The organism is Clostridium sp. MT-14, assembly GCF_042436595.1.
In the GTDB taxonomy this organism is placed as follows: domain Bacteria; phylum Bacillota; class Clostridia; order Clostridiales; family Clostridiaceae; genus Clostridium_B; species Clostridium_B aromativorans.
The window spans coordinates 1-21,541 of sequence record NZ_JBHMIY010000008.1 but is presented as its reverse complement, the minus strand read 5'-3'; the positions used below and the strand labels follow the sequence as shown (position 1 = coordinate 21,541).

At 35.3% G+C, this 21,541-nt stretch carries 17 protein-coding genes; all 17 read right to left on the bottom strand.

What is annotated here, in order from left to right; translation table 11 throughout:
• The gene (gene fdrA, locus ACFHWD_RS07820; protein WP_150355692.1) at positions 1-1,569 is read right to left on the bottom strand and encodes an acyl-CoA synthetase FdrA; all 1,569 of its coding nucleotides are present in this window, start codon (positions 1,567-1,569) and stop codon (positions 1-3) included.
• Positions 1,570-2,538 carry a DUF2877 domain-containing protein gene (locus ACFHWD_RS07815; RefSeq protein ID WP_150355693.1) on the bottom strand — a complete coding sequence of 323 codons (969 nt, stop codon included), beginning with the start codon at positions 2,536-2,538 and terminating at the stop codon, positions 1,570-1,572.
• Between the two features lie 222 nt (positions 2,539-2,760).
• Positions 2,761-4,440 (bottom strand): PucR family transcriptional regulator, encoded by a 1,680-nt coding sequence (locus ACFHWD_RS07810; RefSeq protein WP_229981593.1) that lies wholly within the window; start codon positions 4,438-4,440, stop codon positions 2,761-2,763.
• Positions 4,441-4,480: 40 nt separating this feature from the next.
• The gene (locus ACFHWD_RS07805; protein ID WP_378061286.1) at positions 4,481-6,361 is read right to left on the bottom strand and encodes a sigma-54-dependent Fis family transcriptional regulator; all 1,881 of its coding nucleotides are present in this window, start codon (positions 6,359-6,361) and stop codon (positions 4,481-4,483) included.
• A 46-nt stretch (positions 6,362-6,407) separates the two neighbouring features.
• Positions 6,408-7,016, bottom strand: a complete 609-nt coding sequence (locus tag ACFHWD_RS07800) for a histidine phosphatase family protein (RefSeq protein ID WP_179977446.1) — start codon at positions 7,014-7,016, stop codon at positions 6,408-6,410.
• Positions 7,003-8,109, bottom strand: a complete 1,107-nt coding sequence (locus tag ACFHWD_RS07795; protein ID WP_150355697.1) for a DVU_1551 family NTP transferase — start codon at positions 8,107-8,109, stop codon at positions 7,003-7,005. Before ACFHWD_RS07795 ends, ACFHWD_RS07800 begins: the two co-directional genes overlap by 14 nt.
• A gap of 1 nt (position 8,110) precedes the next feature.
• Positions 8,111-9,154, bottom strand: a complete 1,044-nt coding sequence (locus ACFHWD_RS07790) for an XdhC family aldehyde oxidoreductase maturation factor (protein ID WP_150355698.1) — start codon at positions 9,152-9,154, stop codon at positions 8,111-8,113.
• Complete coding sequence (locus ACFHWD_RS07785) at positions 9,151-10,449, bottom strand: DVU_1553 family AMP-dependent CoA ligase (RefSeq protein ID WP_378061283.1); 1,299 nt, start codon at positions 10,447-10,449, stop codon at positions 9,151-9,153. The genes ACFHWD_RS07790 and ACFHWD_RS07785 overlap by 4 nt, the downstream gene beginning before the upstream one ends.
• Before the next feature lie 25 nt (positions 10,450-10,474).
• Positions 10,475-11,830, bottom strand: coding sequence for a radical SAM (seleno)protein TrsS (gene trsS / locus ACFHWD_RS07780; RefSeq protein ID WP_378061281.1), 1,356 nt, complete (start codon positions 11,828-11,830; stop codon positions 10,475-10,477).
• Position 11,831: 1 nt separating this feature from the next.
• Complete coding sequence (locus tag ACFHWD_RS07775; protein ID WP_150355701.1) at positions 11,832-12,287, bottom strand: DVU_1555 family C-GCAxxG-C-C protein; 456 nt, start codon at positions 12,285-12,287, stop codon at positions 11,832-11,834.
• Between the two features lie 3 nt (positions 12,288-12,290).
• Positions 12,291-13,013: a DVU_1556 family methyltransferase gene (gene trsM, locus ACFHWD_RS07770; protein ID WP_378061278.1), complete on the bottom strand. Its 723-nt coding sequence runs from the start codon at positions 13,011-13,013 to the stop codon at positions 12,291-12,293.
• Positions 13,013-13,219 (bottom strand): DVU_1557 family redox protein, encoded by a 207-nt coding sequence (locus tag ACFHWD_RS07765; RefSeq protein ID WP_150355702.1) that lies wholly within the window; start codon positions 13,217-13,219, stop codon positions 13,013-13,015. Before ACFHWD_RS07765 ends, trsM begins: the two co-directional genes overlap by 1 nt.
• Before the next feature lie 2 nt (positions 13,220-13,221).
• The gene (locus tag ACFHWD_RS07760) at positions 13,222-15,498 is read right to left on the bottom strand and encodes a pyridine nucleotide-disulfide oxidoreductase/dicluster-binding protein (protein WP_378061276.1); all 2,277 of its coding nucleotides are present in this window, start codon (positions 15,496-15,498) and stop codon (positions 13,222-13,224) included.
• Positions 15,499-15,537: 39 nt separating this feature from the next.
• A complete protein-coding gene (locus ACFHWD_RS07755) occupies positions 15,538-18,267 on the bottom strand; it encodes a molybdopterin-dependent aldehyde oxidoreductase (RefSeq protein ID WP_150355704.1) in 2,730 nt (909 codons plus the stop codon).
• A 324-nt stretch (positions 18,268-18,591) separates the two neighbouring features.
• Positions 18,592-19,653, bottom strand: a complete 1,062-nt coding sequence (locus ACFHWD_RS07750; protein WP_378061274.1) for a sulfate/molybdate ABC transporter ATP-binding protein — start codon at positions 19,651-19,653, stop codon at positions 18,592-18,594.
• 1 nt (position 19,654) lies between these two features.
• Entirely contained in the window at positions 19,655-20,341 is a 687-nt protein-coding gene (gene modB, locus ACFHWD_RS07745; protein ID WP_179977452.1) for a molybdate ABC transporter permease subunit, read from the bottom strand.
• Positions 20,342-20,519: 178 nt separating this feature from the next.
• Positions 20,520-21,338, bottom strand: coding sequence for a molybdate ABC transporter substrate-binding protein (gene modA, locus ACFHWD_RS07740; protein ID WP_179977453.1), 819 nt, complete (start codon positions 21,336-21,338; stop codon positions 20,520-20,522).
• Positions 21,339-21,541: the final 203 nt, after the last annotated feature.

The following is a 21,541-nucleotide window of genomic DNA, read 5'->3' as shown; positions in this document are numbered from 1 at the left end:
TTAATTCAACTTCTTCATCAATTTTGCACAGAATCTGACAGCTTGAGCATTTGAAGGCATAACTATAACACCAGCCTTTTCTAATTTTTCCTTCTGTTCTTTAAAATTCTGCGGATCAGCTTCCGTACCACAGACATATCCAACTACACAAAGGTATTTGCCTCTGCTTCGTGCATTTTTCTTTGCCTCAATAATTTGTGGAAGCATTTCTCCCGCTGGATCAACATGGCATCCATAACCTATAACAAAATCCATCAATATAATTGCCACTTCCCCGTCATGGGCTTCTTCTGGCAATCTTTCCACTCTTCCCATAGGATCAATCATAGGATGAGGCCTTCCTACAGTAAAATCGTCATCTCCTAAATCAATACAGGTGTTTTTTTCACTTTTCGATATGTCCTTAAGCCTGTAATCCTGGGAGAGAGGTATATTTGAATACATCGCATACCCTTCTTTATCAAGAAGCTTCATGGCCTCATCTGCTAAAGTGCCTCCTGTATACAATGCCCTTATATATTTTTGCTCACTGTCAAATTTCAAGGATTCTCTTTCTACCAATGCATCTATTTCATTTTTCGTCTGTGTAAATCCTGTATAGTCAAGGACAGGATTTCCCTTAGACAGCGCCACAGCTTTATGAGCTGCATCCTCCAGGCTAACACAACTGTAAGCCCCATGAGATTCAATTTCTTCTCTGTCCCCGCCTATAAAATCAACTACCACAGATTTATTTGCACTGCCTATCATATTTAATATTTTTTCATAAACTTCCAAATCAGGCGGTTTTGAAATCAACACTATTACCTTTGTATCCGGATCATCTATCAATGCTTTAAATCCCTCTATCATCATAATCCCGCCTACAGCACTTTTTAAATCTCTTCCGCCCGTTCCAATGACCTGAGATACACCTCCTCCCAGTCTGTCAATAAGTACAGTGACCTCCTGAGTACCTGTTCCAGAGGCTCCTACAATTCCTATATCCCCTTTTCTAACCACATTTGCAAAACACAGTGGAACATGGTCTATTATTGCAGTACCACAATCAGGTCCCATTACGAGCAGCCCTTTATCTCTGGCAAATTTTTTCAATTCTATCTCGTCTTCCATTGAAACATTATCACTAAATAGCATTACATTTAGTCCATTTTTTAAAGCCCTTCTCGCTTCATCTGCGGCATATTCCCCTGGGAGAGAAATAATTGCCAAATTTGCATCTTTCATATGCTTGATAGCGCTTTTCAAAGTCTTAGGCTTATATTCATCTTCACTCCCTGGTTCTTCCTTCTTGAAATTCAAAAGTTCATCTACCTTATTTATGATGTTTTCATAAGCATTATCCTCTTCTTCGTCTACCAATGCGGCAATAAAAAAATCATTGGGAGTTAAATTCTTTACATCCGCATTACTTAATTTTAAATTGTCTGCCAGATCCTTATTGAGATCTGTTCCCATACCCACAATTATTTCATTTACATAGGGTAGTTTTTTTATTTCTTTGGTGATAACCATTAGGGCTACAGAATCATAATAAGTATTTTTTCTAATATCTACACAAAGTTTCATTCAAGCAAACCCTCCTATATTTTTTCTATACACTATATCTGTCAACATTTTGCTTCCTACATAAATTCCAAGAGCAGTATCTGTTCCTGAAGTTTCTCCGTAATCAATTGTATTTATAAGTGATGAAACAATCGCTTTCTTATCGTTGCAAGTTATAAGTGACGTCAAAAGCTTTCTGACCGCCTCATTTGTTTCTCCTACAGCAGAATGTTTCAACATTTCCCTGCTTACTCTTGTAGTCTTATTTAGCCCCTGGCTGATGATTTTTTTATTCAAATTACATATTCTTGAAAAATTTAAATTATAATAATTTCCAAAATATATAAGAGAAATCATAAGTCCGCTGATAAAATCATCCATTGCCGGAGTCAATCCGGGGCCGTATCCAATAACATTCTCTCCTCTTTGCATTAGCTGCTGCCCATCACCTTCTAATAAACTTTTAATAAATTCTATAAACTTGAATCTAATAAATTCAAAAGCCTTGTTATAAGAATATATACAAAAATGTTTAAGCTGCAGTTCAGGTAATTCATCACTTAATACAGTCATCAGCCATCCAATTCCATAAAATTTGCCATACACACTGAGTCCATCTTCCAGCACTTTTATATTTGCTAAAATTTCCTTTTCTGTGCATTTTGAAGATTTTATTAAAACCCCTGGGAACCATCTCCTTGCAGTATTCAACTCAATAAATATATTTTTCTCATTATTATAGATAACGTTTTCACCAAAGACAAATTTGAATCCTTTCTTCACTCCAAGTTCCATGAAATTAACTTTCCCTTGATTTTCCACCAGGATGCTCATAGGCGCCATATTTTTGCTGCCCCTAAGCAGTGTAACAAGTCCCTTTGGGGTTTCAATATTACATGCACTTTTAAATACAGAATGAACTTTACCTTCCACTATTTCTTCATTCATCAATGCATTCAGTAAATTTTCGCATATCAGAAGTGCCTTCATGTCATCAATCCTTTTTTACATTATACATGTATAATTCTAAATCTTTATCTTTCTAATAATATATTAACATGTTTAATTCTGTATAGCTTTATGTAATATATCTAAATATTCTATCAATTTATTGTTAATTATTAATAACATAAAAAAGCTGTCTCCTCTTTTGAGACAACTTTTTTATAGTAGAATAACTTATATACTGACAAATTCAATATGAGTTAAGGCTCATTTGATTAAATTCAAAGCCTTGATTGCAATTTCAAGATTTAACCTGTTATCTGCGTTTTCCAGATCTATATCTATAATATCTTTAATTTTTTGCAATCTATATATTATAGTATTATAGTGCATAAACATCTTCTTTGACATTTTTTTCATATTACCATTACATTCAAAATAGATTTTAAGAGTATTGAGCAGTTCAGTCCTATTCATCTTGTCATATTCTATCAGAGGCTTTATAGTATCATTACAAAACTTAACAAGTTCACTTTGAATACCATCGAAACCCAGTATCCTATATAGGCCTAAATCATCGTAATGTATGATATTTCCTGAAATTGACCTATTTAACTTTTCTACGATAAATTTCGCCTGGCCATAGCTTTTATTCAGTTTATGAGCATCGCTGTAAGAACGTCCAATTCCTATTTTAAATTGTTCTTTTTTAAATTCCCTTAAAGCTTCCATTAGTACATCATTACAAAAACATTTTATTTTTTCCCTCACCAATTGTGGTTCCTCAGACAAATCATTTTCATATAAAATGATAATCCTGTCACTTTTATCCACATATAATATTTTTTCTCTGCTTATTCTAGATATTCTTCCAATAATAAATAGCAAAGTACTAATAGCATCGCTGTTGAAATTTGAATTCTTTAAACTCGTATTTTTATTCTGAAAAGATTCATTTAAATATATAATAGCTACACCATGCTTTTTATCCATATGAAAATCAAATGTCTTTGCTCTTTCAATAGCCTTATTTTGTCTATTTTCATCCTCACTGAATAAATTATCAAAAAATTCCATTTTATAGCGACTCTCCATTTTTGATATGGAGAGTTTTTTAACAAAGTCCAATGCAATTATATGGACATAGGATTCTATAAGCATTTTATCCAAAGGTGTCAGTTCTTTCCTGTCGAGCCATATAAGAATACATCCATATTCAACTTTTTCAATAACTATTGGAATTGTCACCCTTTTAATGCTCTTTCCGTGAATTACATCTATGCTTTCATTGTAAATTCCATCGGATTCATCTTCTATTCTTTTATAACTTAAATTTACATGCTGGTTAATAAGCTTGTCAATTAAATTTTTATTTATATTCTCAGTACAAAAAATTTCACAACTGCCATCCAGATTTTCATATATCACCAGTGAATTCCCAATATTTTCATATAATTTTCTTCCGATTTCCCTCAGGCTTCCGCCTTTCATCATTATATTCATCACTTCTCTGTTGAATTTATCTATTTTCAATAATTGCCGCATCTGCTCCTCAATTACCTCATCTAGAACAATGGATATTACATCTCTATGAGATACATCCATTGGTATTTCAATAATGGGAAAATCTATTTCATCTGCCAGTTCAATGATATCATGTGGTATCTCTTTTACATACCTTCCAATTTTAATTCCAAGACCTGCTACACCTTTTTCATTCAATTCTGGAATAAGCTCCATCAATACATTTATATTGTCCCTAATAGAGTATGCTGTAGTAATCAAAAGTTCTCCCTCACCAACCCATTCTATGATATCAGGAACTTCCATCACATCCACCTTAGTTATTCTTTTGTTCATTCCCCCTTTTCCCGCCAAAACCCTGGCTTTATTTAATTTATCAATTTGCAAGAGTTTTTCCAAAGGAATACCTAGATAACTATACAAAATACCTACATCTCCTGAAAGTTTAGTAGTCAGATATGCTCTATGTCCTTATATTATACTTTTTAATTTTACTATATAAGGTGTTTCTCCTTATTCCAAGAGCATCCGCTGAATGAGTAATATTACCCTTAAATCTCCTCAATACCTTTGTCAGATGCAACTTCTCCATATAATCCAATTTCAAACATTCATCCCCAGGATCCAGTATTATTTTACCATCATATTCTTCTTCTCCAAAATAATTTGAAGGTATAGCTCCTGAATTCACAATAAGTTCTACAACATTCTTCAATTCTCTTATATTCCCAGGCCAATCGTATTTTATCATATTTCTCAAATATTTTTCAGGTATAGTAAAACTCTTTTTACCTAATTTTTTTGAAATACTACCCATAAAATATTTTAAAAATAATATTATATCAGACTTTCTCTCTCTCAAAGGAGGTAAGTATACAGGCAGCACATTGAGCCTATAATATAGATCTTTTCTGAATTTTCCCAATTCCACTTCTTTTTTCAAATCTTTATTAGTAACAGCTATAATCCTCACATCTATGGGAATGGATTTGGTACTTCCTATTTTTGCTATTACACCTTCTTGAACTACCCTTAAAAGTTTCGTCTGCATGTCAAGTGGCATCTCTCCAATTTCATCCAGCATTATGGTTCCACCATCCGCCAATTCAAATTTACCGATATTTCCACCCTTTTTTGCGCCTGTAAATGACCCCTCTTCATATCCAAAAAGCTCGGATTCCATAAGTTGCTCGGGAATGGCTCCGCAGTTCAGAGCTATGAAAGGTCCATCCGATCTGCTGCTGTAATTGTGAATGGACTGAGCAAACAATTCTTTTCCCGTACCACTTTCACCTATTATAAGTATGGTGGATTTACTGTTTGAAATCTTCTTTGAATATTCTACAATTTTTATGAAATTTTCATCTTCTCCAATTATATTGTCGAAAGTGTAATAGGCCTGATTTTTATTCTGTTTTTTTATATTTTTTATATCTTCAAATACATATATTATCTCAATTGCATTTTTTTCAGAATTGTAAACAGGGTTAGCTATCAAATGGCATCGGGCTTTACTTCCTGATATATATAAATTTACTTCCTGGGAAACACTTTTCCCCAAATATAAATTCTCTTTTACCTTCTCCCAATTCCCTATAATATCCTCCATTTTAGCCATTTTAATCTTATTGTCACCCATAATACTCAAAGCTTTTTCATTGCAGACTTCTATTTTCCCATCCAAATCGGAAGTCACTATTGGCATTGGAATAAAATTAAATATATTTTTTTTATATTTATTATTTATGTTATATATTATCTCATATTCCCTTACCTTTAACATTTCTTCTACAGCATTGGATGCTGCAATAACCATTCCCAATGTATGCGGATGTACATATTCAATATACCCTGTGAGATCAAGAACAGCTATAAGGTTGCCGTATCTATCTTTTATAGGTGCTGCAGAACAGGTCCATTTATGATATTCATGAATAAAATGCTCATTCCCCGAAACCTGAATGGGTTTATTGGTCTTAATTACCATGCTCATTGCATTAGTCCCTATATTTTCCTCATTCATAAAAGCTCCGGGAATCATCTTCATAGAAAATGATTCCGAAAGTATTTTTTCATCACCCATGGCATTTAATATACAACCTTCTTTATCCGTAAGCAATATAAAAAAATTAGAACCTCTTACAAAATTCATTAAATTCTCTATATAGGGTTCTGCAGTTAATATGAGGTTTCTATTGAAAGTAAACCTTCTCTGTAATTCTGTATCACAGACAATTCTTTTACTAAAGACTTGATTTTTTTGAATTCCAAGCCTCTTACATCTTTCATGAGAACGATTTAACTCCACATTGTAGTTATGATGAGTTTTTCTTATAACCTCCATAATATACCCTCCTTGATATAATGGTAAAATTTTTAGCGCTTAATTTTCACATATTCAAATTAAATTTCTCTTTTACCCAATTTTTTTCCTCATCATTCCAACACAATTCATTTATGCATCCGTAATTCTGCTTTATTTTAAATATATGGTATAAGGGTATTGATAAAATATGGCACAATATAACTCTATTTACCCCTGCATGAGTTATAATCATTATGTCACCTGTACTATTCTCTATAATATTCATCATTTTTGGTATAACCCTTTTTTGAAGTTGCTCAAAACTTTCTCCACCTTGAGGTACAAAAGTTTCTATACTTTCCCCTCTTTTTTTAAATTCATCGGGGAAAAACTTTTTCACATATGTGAAAGTTTTTCCCTCCCATTTACCCATATTTATTTCCTTAAACTCCTCTATCATTATCCTGTCTATATTTTTATATTTCAAGATTATATCTGCTGTCTGCACACATCTCTTTAATGGACTTAAATATGCTCTCTCTATATCTATAGTGGAGAAAAATCTCTGCAATTTTTTACATTGTAATATTCCTTCCCTGCAAAGTGGCAAATCCGTATTTCCTACATAACGCTTTTCATTTCCATTCCCCACGCTACCATGTCTTACTAAATAAATTTTCCTATAGTAATTCAATCTTCTCTCCCACTACCTTTTCCACTTTATTCATTATTTTCTCTGCATCACGCAATCTCTTTTCTATTTTTATCTTAACCTCTGCATTGTCAATATATTTCAAAAGTGCCTTGTCAAACCTATGTCTAAGAGAAACACATCTATCTTCTTCCACGAGCTTATCTGCCAAATACAATATTTCATTCTCACTTATTTCGTCGTTTTCTCCTACCTCTATATTCATATGAGTACCTATCAAATCGCCAATATGTCCATATCCAAGTTTCCTCAATATATTCGCCCCTGCCAGTGCATGACTTCTTGACTTCCTGGATATATCATGCAGGAGAGCTGCAGCTTCCAAAACATCCGCATCAAAATTGTACCCCTTTTTATTTAGCTTTTTCAGAATACAGGCACATACCTGTGACACCTTTTCACAGTGCTTTATTATATTATCAGGCACACTGTAATCAGCTAGAATACAATAACATTCTTCTTTACTAGGAGCCTTGGAATTAAAATATTTCAAAAGTCCAAGATAATCTTCCCTGGTATCCATATCCATTATGATGCCGTTATCACATACGGGTACATTTACAGAATCAGAATTAAACTCATTCAAAAAATTTTTTAATCCTCCGGGCTTTTCCCAGTTTTCTATCATACTTTTATACTTGCAGTCTATTAAAGGTGGATGTCCTTTTTTGCCCCTGAACACGGGATATAAAATTCCACTGCCACATGATGCATATTTACTGCCTAAAGATTTTACGGTATCGACTTTGACAAGAGGAATGTCCACAGGGAGCATAAAAAATGCCTTTACCTTGCTGTCCAAAACCCTTAAAGCTTCTACTATAGAGGAATACATACCCTGGGGATAATTCTTATTTTCTATACACCTAATCCCAAAATCTCCCAGTACTTCTCTCACTTCATTCCCCCTGTATCCAGTTACAACTACAACATCATCAATTCCCGAAGCTATAAATGTATTTACAGCCATTTCAACTGCCGTATATTTTCCAAATTTTAAAAGAGGTTTAAAATCGCCCATCCTAGAAGAATATCCCGCCGATAAAACTATTCCGGCAAAGTCACTGCATCCCATTTTAACTTTCTCTTCTGACCTTAATCATTTCTGCTGTAATACTTACAGCTATTTCCTCAGGTGTCTGGGCTCCTATTGAAATTCCTATTGGACAATGTACCCTTTTCAAATCTTCGGCAGTATAACCTTCATCCATGAGTCTCTTATATACAAAATCTCTTTTAGTTTTACTTCCTATCATCCCTATATATTTAGCATCAGTTTTTAGAACCTGTGCCAGCACTTCCTTGTCATAGCCATGTCCTCTTGTGACTATTATGATATAACTTCTATTATCTATTTTTACACAATGAGATATATCTTCAAAAGATTGAATAACCTTTACCTCGTCTGCTGTCTTAAAATTCTCCCTATTTGCAAATTCTTCTCTATCATCTAAAACTATAGTTTTGAAATTAAGCATTTTAGCAACAACTGCAATCTTCTGGGATACATGTCCCGCTCCCATTATATAAACACTTTCACTGTTCAATACAGGTTCTACAAGATACAATCTGTCATCTTCTCTAACATTATGAAAATGTATATTCTTAAAATTCTTTCTAACTTTTCTAAGTATTTTTTGGGTCATATCGTTTTCTTGTCCATAAAAACCGGTTTCAGTGCAGATCCACTTATCAATTCCTGTCACATAATTTTCTTTTTCATCCAATCTGGTTATAAATACGAAATTATCACCTTTATTTTTTAATTCAAAGGACTTTTTATATATGAAATTCATAGCTTCATCATCAGGATTTATATATTCCAGAAGAAGTTTCAACGACCCTCCGCAGGCAGCTCCGATAGCAGAGGCCCCTTCATTTGAGAGCGTAAATTCCCTAATTACAAACCTCTTATTTTTAAATATATCAGCTGACATCTTTATGGCCATAGCTTCAAGTATGCCTCCGCCTATAGTACCTTCAATAGAAAGATCTCTTTTAATAATCATCTTAGTGCCCTGTTCCCTTGGTGCTGAACCGGATTTCTCCAAAATAGTTGCAAGTACAAAATCTTCCCTGCTGCATAATAGATCATTCATTACCTCATAGATGTCCTTCATTTTAAAACCTTCTTTCTACAATCATATATTTTTCTCTTCACAATGCTGTTTTTTGCTTCAATTTTATCTTCCAAATAATAGATCGTAATCTCTGCAATATATGATGGAATTATACTTTGAAGCATTTCAAACACTCTGTCTCGTAATTCATAAAAATCCTCCTTGGTAAAAGTATTTATACCTATAGATATTCTATTTTCATCTATACTTATATTATAATCCATAACTTTTCTAAAAGATAAAACAATTTCATCCAAATCTCCCATATAAATAAAGCTACTGTCCTTAAATCTTATTATATTGTCTTTTCTTCCAATAACTCTATTCATAGTTTGCAAAAAAGTACCACAGCTGCAATTTCCATTTTTAAAAGAAGCTATATCACCTGTGACATATCTTACAAAAGGCATACCCTCCCTAGTTAAAGTTGTAAAAACCACTTCTCCCCTATTTCCGGGTTCCAATACTTTTTTAGACACAGGATCTATTATTTCAAAGTACAGATCCGCTTCTCTCAGATGATATCCATCTAGATTTTCACATTCCACACCGCCTCCATAACCCATTTCAGTCATTCCATAATGAGTAAAAACATGACAGCCAAATCTATATGATAACTCTCTTATCAAAATTTCCGGCACATAATCCGTACTTAAAAGGACATTATCTATGTTTTGTAAAAATATTTTTGGATAAATCCTACTCAGTTTCAAAACTTGTATTGGCATTCCAACAATACAGCTTATATCATGATCCTCTATGAATTTTTCTACAATTTCATAATTTTTTATAACCCCATTTATAAAGCATTTTACCCCCAGCTTATCCAAAGCTATTTTGAGCAGTTGGCCTATACTTCCATAAGTACTGCCTGGCAGAAGTATAAGAACTCTGTCATCACCATCTACAATGGCTTTCATCCCATAATAAAAAAATTGAACAGTTGACTTCAAGTCATTTTTTGTAAAATAAATCCTCTTTTTGTCAGCAGTTGTACCCGAAGTCTCAAGTGTAACCACCCTTGAAATGCATTTTTGAGGTACACATAAAAAATCAAGTGGATTATTCTCTATGTGTTTTGGGAAAGTAAATGGAATATTTTCAAAATCATGAAAAGACTTTATTTTATTTTCATCTACATTCTTTAAATATTTTCTATAAAATCTACTGTATTTTTTTCCATAACATATACTCTGCTTTATCTTATATAACTGATATTTTCTAAGTTCTTCCCTACTTCTATGTTCTATCCCAGTTTTATCCATTACCCACTTCTCCACAGGCGTACAATGCATTTTTTCGACTTCACCTCCAAAAAAGTCACTTATTTCTGTATATATAATTCCCATTTATATCTGTGATATTGTAAATACAAAACGGAATAAGCTTACCCTCAGGATTTACCACATGAATACAACAGTCTTTGAGCCTTTCAAGATCCAAATTCCATATATCCTGAAAAGCCATTGCAGATATACTGAAAGAATAATTTTTTATAGTATACAATATATTCTTCCAGGTATCCGATCCTTTTAAAAATAATCTTTTTTTGGAAATATCCATCTTTCTTGACGACCAGTTCCTGGAAACAAATTTCATTGATTTCTTGGCGCCTTCCTCGGCCTTTTCAACGCCGCAGCATTTGCTGGAATTATCCGTGACACTCATAATCTCATCTTTATTTTTTAAAATGTAGTTCCCATGAAAAGAACACAGTGAATTTTCACAGCCAGGAGGTCTCATACTGCTTATTTTTATTTTGCCACCTGTCTGTGTATCTATGGCATCCATAACTTCAGCCAGGGTAATTCTGTCTTCATCATCCGGATTATATGGTATTCTTCCAAAATAGCTTACAGGTTGAAAATGCACTCCCCTTACAACAGGCAATTTTTTAAGTGCAAATTTTATTATTTCACCTATATTTTCCACATTTACACCAGGCACCAAAGTTGGAACAAGCACTACTCCTATTCCATGTCTGCCACAATTTTCTATAGCCTTAATTTTTAATGCAAGGAGTTCTTTCCCTCGAAGTTTTTTGTATATGTCATCCTGGGTTCCATCAAATTGCAAAAATATAGAACTAAGTCCTGATTTTTTAAGATGCTTAACATATTCTTCATCTTCTGCAATCCTTATGCCATTTGTATTTACCTGTATAAAATCAAAACCGATTTTTCTTCCCAAAGATATTATACAAGGTAGATCATCTCTTATTGTAGGTTCTCCTCCTGAAAGCTGTATATTGCACTTTCCCGAGTATTTCAGCAGTGATTTATATAAAAATTCAATCTTTTTCAAAGAAGGATCCTCTGAAATGACTTTTTGTGAGGAGCCTGCAAAACAAAATTTACAATTGAGATTGCATCTTTCCGTAACTTCAATCAAAGCTGTACATGTACGCTGTCTGTGGTTTTTACACAGCCCGCAGTCAAAAGGACATCCATTTTCAACGGGTACAGCTGTATTTTCAATATACATTCTCTTCTTGTCCCTAACCCATCCGTCAATGGGAGTACTCCCTCTCCACAAAACAGTTCTAAATTTTCCATGTTTGTCACAATATTTTTCCATATAAACTTCATTGCCATGCAGCACTCTATCCGCCTTTATCTTTTTCAGGCATACGGGACATAAACTCTCCGTATGTGACAGAACTCTCATTTTATCCATGTCAATTCCTGCCTCCAAGCTCATAACCATGCTGGTCAAGTATATCCTGAAGTTTTGTATAGCTTTTTTGAATTATCTCGCCGCATTTTACTGGATAACTTATTTTTTCCCCAAAATCTGAAATATTTTGAATGCCAACAAGATCCCTGCAGTCCATGCTCTTAAATTCATTTTCAAACCAGTCCATATATTCGTCCATCATCTCTCTAAAATCATCTCTGCAGGCCTCTCCTACATTTCCATTAGCTGAATAAAGCCCTATTATTCCTATTCCTGCCGTAAGTACGCCACAGGTTTTTCCCCTGTGATTTATACCCCCGCACATTCCTCTGAAAGCTCTCAACAAATCTGTATTTTCTCCGTCATCCTCTTCAAGTGCCATTTTAAACATTATCTGTGTACAACAAAGCCCTGATGAAGAAAGCTTGAAAACTTCAAATGCCATATCGCCATTCATGCATCATTCCCCCTTTTTTGCAACAAGCATAAAATATCCAGGTCTGCATTTTCTGATTGCCTCTCCAAATTCGCAGCCATCTATAGAGCATTTTGCTGTCTTGTTCCAAAATACACTCATAGAGCCATAGGAAAATACTATATTTACCATAAGAGTCTTGAGCATATCGCTGCAATCTTCAAGATGAATGATTTCAAATCCATTTTCCACAAGGGACTCCTGCAAAAGTTTCAGATCATGAAGTCCTCTCATACAGCTGTTAATTGAAAATTTACACATTTCTTTTAGAAATTCAGGCTTTTTTGCATATACATCATTTATAACAAGCCATCCATCTCTTTCAACAACCCTGGAAGCTTCCTTTATAGCCACATTCAAATCACCCATAAGTGACAAAGTACACTCTGCAAATGCCCCATTAAAGCTACTATCTTCAAAAGGTATTTTTTCACCTCTTCCACAAACAAGCTCCATGTTTCTATATTTGCTTTTCCCAATTTTTATTAATTTCTCAGAAGGATCGAGTCCAACTGCCTTTATATTATACTTTTCAAATAAATGATTTACCGTAGATCCCATTCCACATCCAATATCAAGCAGTACATCCCTCCCTGAAAACTTGCAGAACTTCACTGCCCTGTCCGTGAGTTCAAATCCACCAGGCCTTAGGGTCTCCCCCATAATATTCATCATATGTTCACTTTCATAGGCATTACAGCATCTCATCATTTGTCCTCCAAATTCTTTTCCACCTCAAGCATTTGTCCCTGGGCAAGTTTTTCATCTATAATCACCATTTTACACTTTGGGCACTGCAGAAGTTCCACTTCAAAATTTCCTCCAAGGTAGCGCACTGTCACTTTTCTGGGCTCCAGTTCCTTACTGCATCTATTACAAATCCATGGCGTTTTTTCTCCTTTTGAGATGTCCATACTCACTCCTCCACTACTTCCATTCTGTGTATATAAACTTTATCTACAAGCACTCCCTCATCCGTCTTTTCATATTCCACCCAATGTGTTACATTTTCTATTCTAAGTCTTGCCAAGTAGTGAGAATTTTCAGGGTTAAAGAAATTCTCATTTTTCTTTTCCCCATTGGCAATAACTTTTTTCACATCCTCCAGAAGAATAAGTCGCTCTTCCATTTTATTTCTGACATTTTTTGTTAAAATGAGTTTGAAATCATATTTATCATCTGTATTCACCATATCTTCTCCCCATACCTGTTTCATCAGATTCATTTTGACTTTTTGCCTATTTTCATGTCTTTCAGAAAGTGTAGGCATCCTTTTTAGTGCAATATCCTCCAGATTATCTCCATATATAAGGTCTAAAATATGATAAGTTCTCTTGCCAAATGACACAAACAAATCCTTGCACATGGCACAATACACCAAGAAATCCCTGTCTCCTTCTTTTATCCTGTCTTTTATAAAATCCTCTGACTGATCTCTGTTTGAAAAGTACACAAGACCTCCATAGCCGCAGCATTTTGTATTTTTTTTCGAGTACTTAAGTTCTTCTATAATATACCCGAGTTTTTCTGCTATATTTCTTATGCTGTCCTGTATTTTCCCATTATATCTTGCAGTACAGGCATCATGTACATTTAGCACATGTTTTTTACCTGCAATTTTATTTCCAAGCGGTACGCCTTTTATGCTCATAACTTCCCAAAGTGAAATCGTCTTTATAAAAGGCATATGTTTATCAAACATGCTCAGACAAGTTGGGCATGCCAAGATAAAAATTGGCTTTCCCATGTCAGTCCATACATTTTTTATTTTTTCTACAATTTCCTTCATGAGATCCTCTCTGCCCGACCAATCTGCCGGAGCACCACAGCATCCTAAAAAAATTCCAACCCCTTCTACAATATTTTTCATAAGATAGCTGTAGATCTTTTCAATATAACCTGGATTGGAAGCCGGAAGTTGACACCCAGGATAAAATACATATTTTACGCTTTCATATCCAGGCTGTTTTTTTGCCATAAAAAACCTAGATCCATTACTGAACTTCATATCTTTCAGTGCAAAATCATGGTCAGACAGAGGCATTTTACTATTCTCCACCATGCTTCTTCTGGTTTTCCCTATTATAGTTTTCATATCAATGGATACGGGGCAGATTTCCCTGCACAGTCCGCAGAGTGCACAGGAATTTATCATTCTGTCAGCAAAACGCACTCCCCACACTACAGTCTCATTGTGATTTATTTGTCTTATGTAATCTTTTGAATTCAGTTTATATCTTTGAAGATGGCTGCAGCTTTCCACACATTTCCTGCACTGACATTTTAAACACCTTTTAGCCTCTTTCACTATTTCTCGTGAATTATAGATATCCCCGGATTTTTTAACAACATTCTGTGCTTTAACATTATTTACATCAACATAAAGAGACGTTAAATAAGATCCTTCCCTTTTCCTGGAAGCCGTAATAGAAAGATTGTTAAGATACCTGTCAATGGACAATGCTGCAGTTTTCGCAGAACCAACAGAATATATTACAGACTTATTTACAGTAACCAGCCTTCCTCCTGCAAATACAGACGTATTACCTATTTGAAGTGTTTTCTGATTTACATTTAACTTTTCACTCCACTCACCTGTCCCAAGGTAGACTGCATCATAATCCTCAATTATATTTTTCAGGCCATCTCCACCTACAGGGGTGTTTAACTTCACATGCACACAGTTTTCAAAAACGTCTTTCATTTCCATTTTTATAATATCTTCTGGAAGTCTTTTTCCAGCATATTCCCAAATGCTGCCTCCAATTTTGCCGCTTTTTTCATACACGCTGACCTGATATCCTTTTTTATAAAGATACTGTGCAACAACAATACCGCTTAGCCCTCCCCCCACAACAGCTGCGCTTTTATCTTTTTGTGGTATATGAATTCCCGCCCTTTTAGACGATGATCCAAATTCAACTACATATCTCTCCATGTCAGATATGCTTATAGAGCCGCCCAGTGTTTTTCTCACACATGCATCTTCGCAGGGATGATCACATATTCTACTTATTATTTTTGGAATAGGCATCTTTTTTGAAATGATCTTATAGGCCTTTTTAAAATCTTCATTTTCAATTTCCCCTATAAAGCTTTTAATATCCACATGAATAGGGCAAATTGCCGTGCAGGCCGGAAGTTCTCCGGCAATGCACCTGTCACCTTCATTTAACAGCTTAACTAAATCCATATATATTTCCCCCTGCAAATTGAAAGATATATATTAAAATCAATCTTTTATGGCCTTAAGCCCTGATAATACTTTTTCAGGTCTTGCAGGCAATTTAGTTACCCTAACTCCGCAGGCATTATAAATGGCATTTACAATAGCAGCATGCGGCCCTGCAAGAGGAAGTTCCCCTGCACCAGATGCCCCATATGGTCCCTGCGGTCTTGGAGTTTCTACGTATTCAAGTTCAATATCATCCGGTACATCTTTTATCTGAGGTATCCCGCACGCAGTCAGGGTAACATGTTTTTTTATATCCTCGAAATCCTCGCTCAAAGCCAGCCCGATCCCCTGAGCAAGCCCTCCATACATCTGCCCATCAACTACCAATCTATTTATTATAGTTCCCACGTCCGATACCAAATCCAATTTTTCAACTTTAACTTTTCCCGAAACAGTATCCACCTCAACCTCTGCCACTAACGTACCATACATATAACAGGGGAATGGATTAGCCTGATTTGTCTCCACATCGCCGTCTGCACAAGGTGCCGTCCATTTTCCATCATATCTCAAAGGCAATTTCTCGGCTACCATTTCCTCATAAGTTCTATAAGTTCCATCTGACTTTCTAAGAGCCTTTAATAACTTCCCGCAGGCCAGCCTTATGGCATTTCCAGTATACACATTGGAACGGCTTCCACCTGCTGCACCGCTATTCGGTGTCTTTTGCATGTCATTCATCACAAGTTTTATTTGATCTGGTCTTATCCCAAGAGGTCTCAGCGCTTCATAGCCTATAGTGAGAGTACCTATATCCGCACCTTGTCCGTGATCTTCCCAGGAATCCCCAATAGTTACTCCTGTAGGATTTATTTCAGCCCATGCCTCGGACGAATCAGCTCCTGAAAGTCCCGAACTATAGTGAAGTATTGCTATTCCCATCCCATACTTTTTATTTCCGCCGTTTTTATTTTTCTCTTCCACATCTTTTTTGGCCTTTTCATAATAAGGACGCAGTTTGTCAAACATTTGCGGAAGACATATTACATCTGGTTTACATCCAGTAGGAGTTGTAGAGCCCTCCCTGTATATATTTTTATATCTGAGTTCAAAGGGATCCATTCCAATCTTTTCCGCAAGTTCATCCATGAGAACTTCCGAAGCAAACATGCTTTGAGGAGATCCGTATCCTCTAAAAGCTGAGCCCCAGGCATGATTTGTAGCTACTTCCCTGCCTTTTCCCCTTATATTTGGTATATTGTAACAAGCTCCTATGAACTGTGCTCCCCTTAATGTAAGTATATCTCCAAATTCACAATATGGTCCATGATCCACTGTCCAATCTGATTCCATGGCCAACAACTTGCCATTCTTGTCAGCACCCATTTTAAGGTGTATGAAAAATGGGGATCTCTTGCCTGTATAAGTTATCTGCTGGTACATGTTAAACCCAAGATAAACCGGTTTTTTTGTAACAAGAGCTGCAACTCCTAAAAGTGCTTCTATAGTAGGGCTGAATTTATAACCAAAAGTACCTCCCGTAGGATTTTGAACTATTTTCAAATCATCTAGAGGAACACCAACACCTTCTGCTATCATAGCCGCATGAGCGTGAAGCCCAACACTCTTTGAATGAATAACCAACTGATCTTTTTCATTAATATATGCAAACCCCACATCTGGTTCCAGTGGAAGATGAGGCTGCCTGCCCACATAAAAATCATCTTCCACCACATAGGCCGCACTGTCCATTATAGGTTTAGTATCTTTTCCTTTTACCACTCCAGTTTCAAAGAATACATTTGGCGTACCCGGATGTATTTCAATGGCATCTTCATCCATGGCTTCTGGAGCGCTCATATAAGCTGGAAGTTCTTCTATTTCAACTTTGACCTTATCCACAGCTGCTTCTGCCTGAGAAGGGGTGTCTGCAAGAACCATAGCTATAGCATCTCCAAATTGAAAGATCTTTTTATCCGCAAGTATCGGCCTTTCTTTACCATCACCTTTATTGCTTGGAAGGGCCAATCCATTTATTCTATTGCTTCCAGGTACATCCCTATAAGTTAAAACCTTATACACACCTGGCATTTTTTCAGCTTCAGAAGTGTCAATAGACAGTATATTGGCATGGGAAACTTTAGCCTGAACAAGTTTTATATGGAGAGTATTTTCAGGAAGTTCAAGACCAAGATCAGCTCCAAATCTCCAGTTTCCAGTTACTTTGTCCAAGGCAGTAGGACGAATAGCTCTAGTGCCTATAAGACTTTGTCCTTCCTTAAATTTGAATATCAAATCCTCTTTTTTAACTTCTCCCCTCATAAGCCTTGCTGCATCCATAACTGCATCTACTAATGGCTTATATCCGGTACATCTACATATATTTCTGTGTCTTTGGAACCAGTCTCTCACTTCCTCTCTGGTAGGATTTATGTTCTCATCCAAAAGTGCCTTTGCAGATACTATAAACCCAGGTGTACAAAATCCACACTGTGCTGCACCATGAATCATCCATGCCACTTGAATCGGGTGAGGTTTCTGCTCGGTTCCTATGCCTTCGATAGTTGTAATTTTAGCTTCATCCGGTACCCTTTTCATCCTTACAATACAGGATCTTACAACCTTTCCATCCATTATTACAGAACAGGCACCACATTCACCCTTGCCGCATCCAACTTTAGTTCCAAGTAAATGCAATTGATTCCTAAGTACATCTGCTAAAGTTGCCTTTGGAGTGGATATAACTGTCCTAGCAATACCATTAACAAATAAAATTTTATTAAACATTCTAAATTCCCCCTGGTCGTTATTTGTTATATAAATAAATTCTTTTATATAAACCCTCTAGTTACATATCGGGCTGTATTTATTATATAAGCAATATACATACCAAAACCCAAGCATTGATTTTTACTGCATTTGTCTTTAAAAATTCTATCTCCGTTCAATTTTTGAGCAAATACATTAAAAACTTCTGTAACTTTTTCGAACACTGTTCTGTTTTGAAGCAGCAAAAAGCCACAGGATACTCTTGTATATCAATATCCTGCGGTCTTTTTACTATATAGAAATAAATTTAAAATATTTTATTAACTTTACCAAAAACCCAGTTTAAATCAGAAAAAGCTTTTTGCTGCTTATACACATGTTCCAGGGCTGCTCCAGATTTTTAATTTTCTCCCACATCTCTTTGCTTATTTCCCATCGCAATGCCTTGATTTTCGAATAGGGCTTTTTCTCTACACTATTCAAATAGACTGCTACAGTAAATGGGCTTTCATTTACATAATCCACGCAACACTTAAAAGTATTCTCCTTCTGACAGCTTCTGTCCATAGTAATATAATGGGATCTAATACCTACATAGGATGGAGATCCTTCAACTTTTTTGTTGGTCTTAAGTGTACAGCCCCAGTCCAGGGCTTCTACAGTATTTTCATCCAGTACCTTAATTCTGGATATGTTTTTACATCCAGTAAGCTGTGCAGTGGCAAGAGTAGTAGGGTTTTCAAATATATAATCTCTATCGCCGCAATTTTCAACCATTCCCTTATTGATTATTGCAATATTTCTGCAGATTCGGTACACTTCATCTCTGTTATGGGACACAAAAACTGCGGAACCACTGTAATCATCCAATATATATACAAGCCGTTCCTCCATTTTGCTTCTCAAATGGCTGTCAAGTGCTGAAAATGGTTCATCCAAAAGCAATATTTCAGGTTCTATTGCCAAAGCCCTGGCAATAGCAACTCTCTGCTGCTGTCCTCCTGAAAGCTGGTTGGGAAATCTATTTTCCAGTCCATTGAGATTCATCATATCTATCTTTTCACAAACTATTCTTTCTTTTTCATCTCGGGACATATTTTCTAAAGCAAAACTTATATTTTGACTTACAGTCATATTGGGGAACAATGCATAATTTTGAAATAAAAAGCCTACTTTTCTCTTACGAACAGGAACATTTATTTTTTTTTCAGAATCATACAATGTTTTTCCGTTTAATAGAATTTTACCACTGTCAGGAGTTTCAAGACCTGCAATACACTTTAATGTCATACTCTTACCTGAACCTGATGCTCCAAGCAGCCCTATAATATTGTTCCTTGTATTAAATTTAATATTAAGGCTAAATCCATGTAAATTTTTTTTGACATCAACATAAAGTCCCATTTTATTTTCTCCCAACACCATATATATTTTTTTGCTGGTATTCATTCCAGTAATTCATTAAAAAAATCATAATTGTTGAAATTATAACAATTAGTATGACCCAAATAAGAGCGTTTCTCATCTCACCATTTTCAGCTGTAAAATAAATAGCTATGGGAATAGTCTGAGTCTTACCAGGTATATTTCCGGCTACCATAAGCGTAGCCCCAAATTCTCCAAGACATCTGGCAAAAGAGAGAACTGTAGCTGCACCTATTCCAGGCCGCGCCAGCGGCAATATAACTCTCCAAAACACTTTCCATTCGGATACCCCTAAAGTTCTAGCAGCATTCACAATATTGTGGTCTATCTGTTCAAACGCTCCCTTGGTTGTCCTGTACATCAGTGGAAATGCCACAATAGCTGCAGCCACAACTGTAGCCGGCCATGAAAAAATCAAAGTCGTTCCAAACTTCAACAGCAGTTTACCTATAGGTCCGTTTCTACCAAAAATCAGCAGCAAGAAAAAGCCAACTACAGTTGGTGGGAGCACAAGAGGAAGTGTAAATATGGTATCTACAGTGCTTTTTAATTTTCCATTATAATTAGCCATCCAATAGGCTGCAATAATTCCAACAAAAAATGTTATAGTCGTTGCTACGAAAACTGTTTTTATAGAAATCCACGCTGGTGAAATATCAAAATCCATAACAAATCCCCTTCTCCCTGATCAAGTGGTTCTAAGGTTCTTGAAAAAGATTTTTCTCATAAGTAAATCACTGCGAACCTAAGAATCACCTTATCCAGATGCATAGCAGTGCTTATTTCCCACTTTAAAAAGTTGGGAGTATTAGCAACAGCAGCGTTCGGATAAAAACGACCGCTAATTATTTTCCTACTTTAAAACCATATTTTTCAAATACAGTTTTAGCTTTGTCTCCTGATAAAAATGCAAGGAACTCTTTAGCTGCATCTGCATTTTTGCTATTCTTTATTACGGCTGCAGGATAGATTACAGTCTTATGAGAATCTTTTGGTGCCGTTGCTACAATATTTACCTTTTTTGATACAAGAGCATCTGTTTTATAAACAATACCTGCATCTACATTCTTTGTTTCAACCCAAGTTAAAACCTCTTTTACATCTTTTCCATAAACAGCTTTTGGCTGGACCTTGTCCATCAATTTTAAATTCGTAAGTACTTCCTGGGAGTACTGCCCCACCGGAACGCTCTTGACTTCACCCAGTGCTATTTTCTGAACTTTATCACTTGCCAGATCATCAAAACTTTTAACATTTGATGAATCCTTTGGTACTACAAGTACTACATCATTTTGCAATAAATTCTTTACAGTATCATTTATAAGAAGATTCTTGCTCTTAAGTTCATCCATTTGTTTTGTAGCCGCTGACATAAACACATCAACTGGTGCCCCCTGCTCAATTTGTTTTTGAAGACTGCCTGAAGCTCCAAAATTGTATTTAATGGTAACATTTGGATGGTCTTTAGTGTACAATTTTTGAATTTCATTCATTGAGTCCTTGAGACTTGCAGCTGCTGACACAGTCAAAGTAACTGCCTTATCTTTACTTGTAGATGAATCCTTTTGTTCATTAGAGCTTGTACTAGAGCTTCCACATCCCACTGCCAAAAATACAACACATAATGACATAATGAGAAATAACATTCTTTTAGACTTTTTCATATTATATAACTCCCCCTTATTTTAATTATAATTATATAACGTATCATAACATTACATATAAATCATTTATATTATGTTATATTATGTTATATTATACAATAAAATTATATATTTCAAAGACTGATTAGTCAAGCTAGTGATTCAATTTTCTGTATTATTTTTAACAAAAAGGGCGTAATTCTCCTATCTTCTATAAGTGGGAG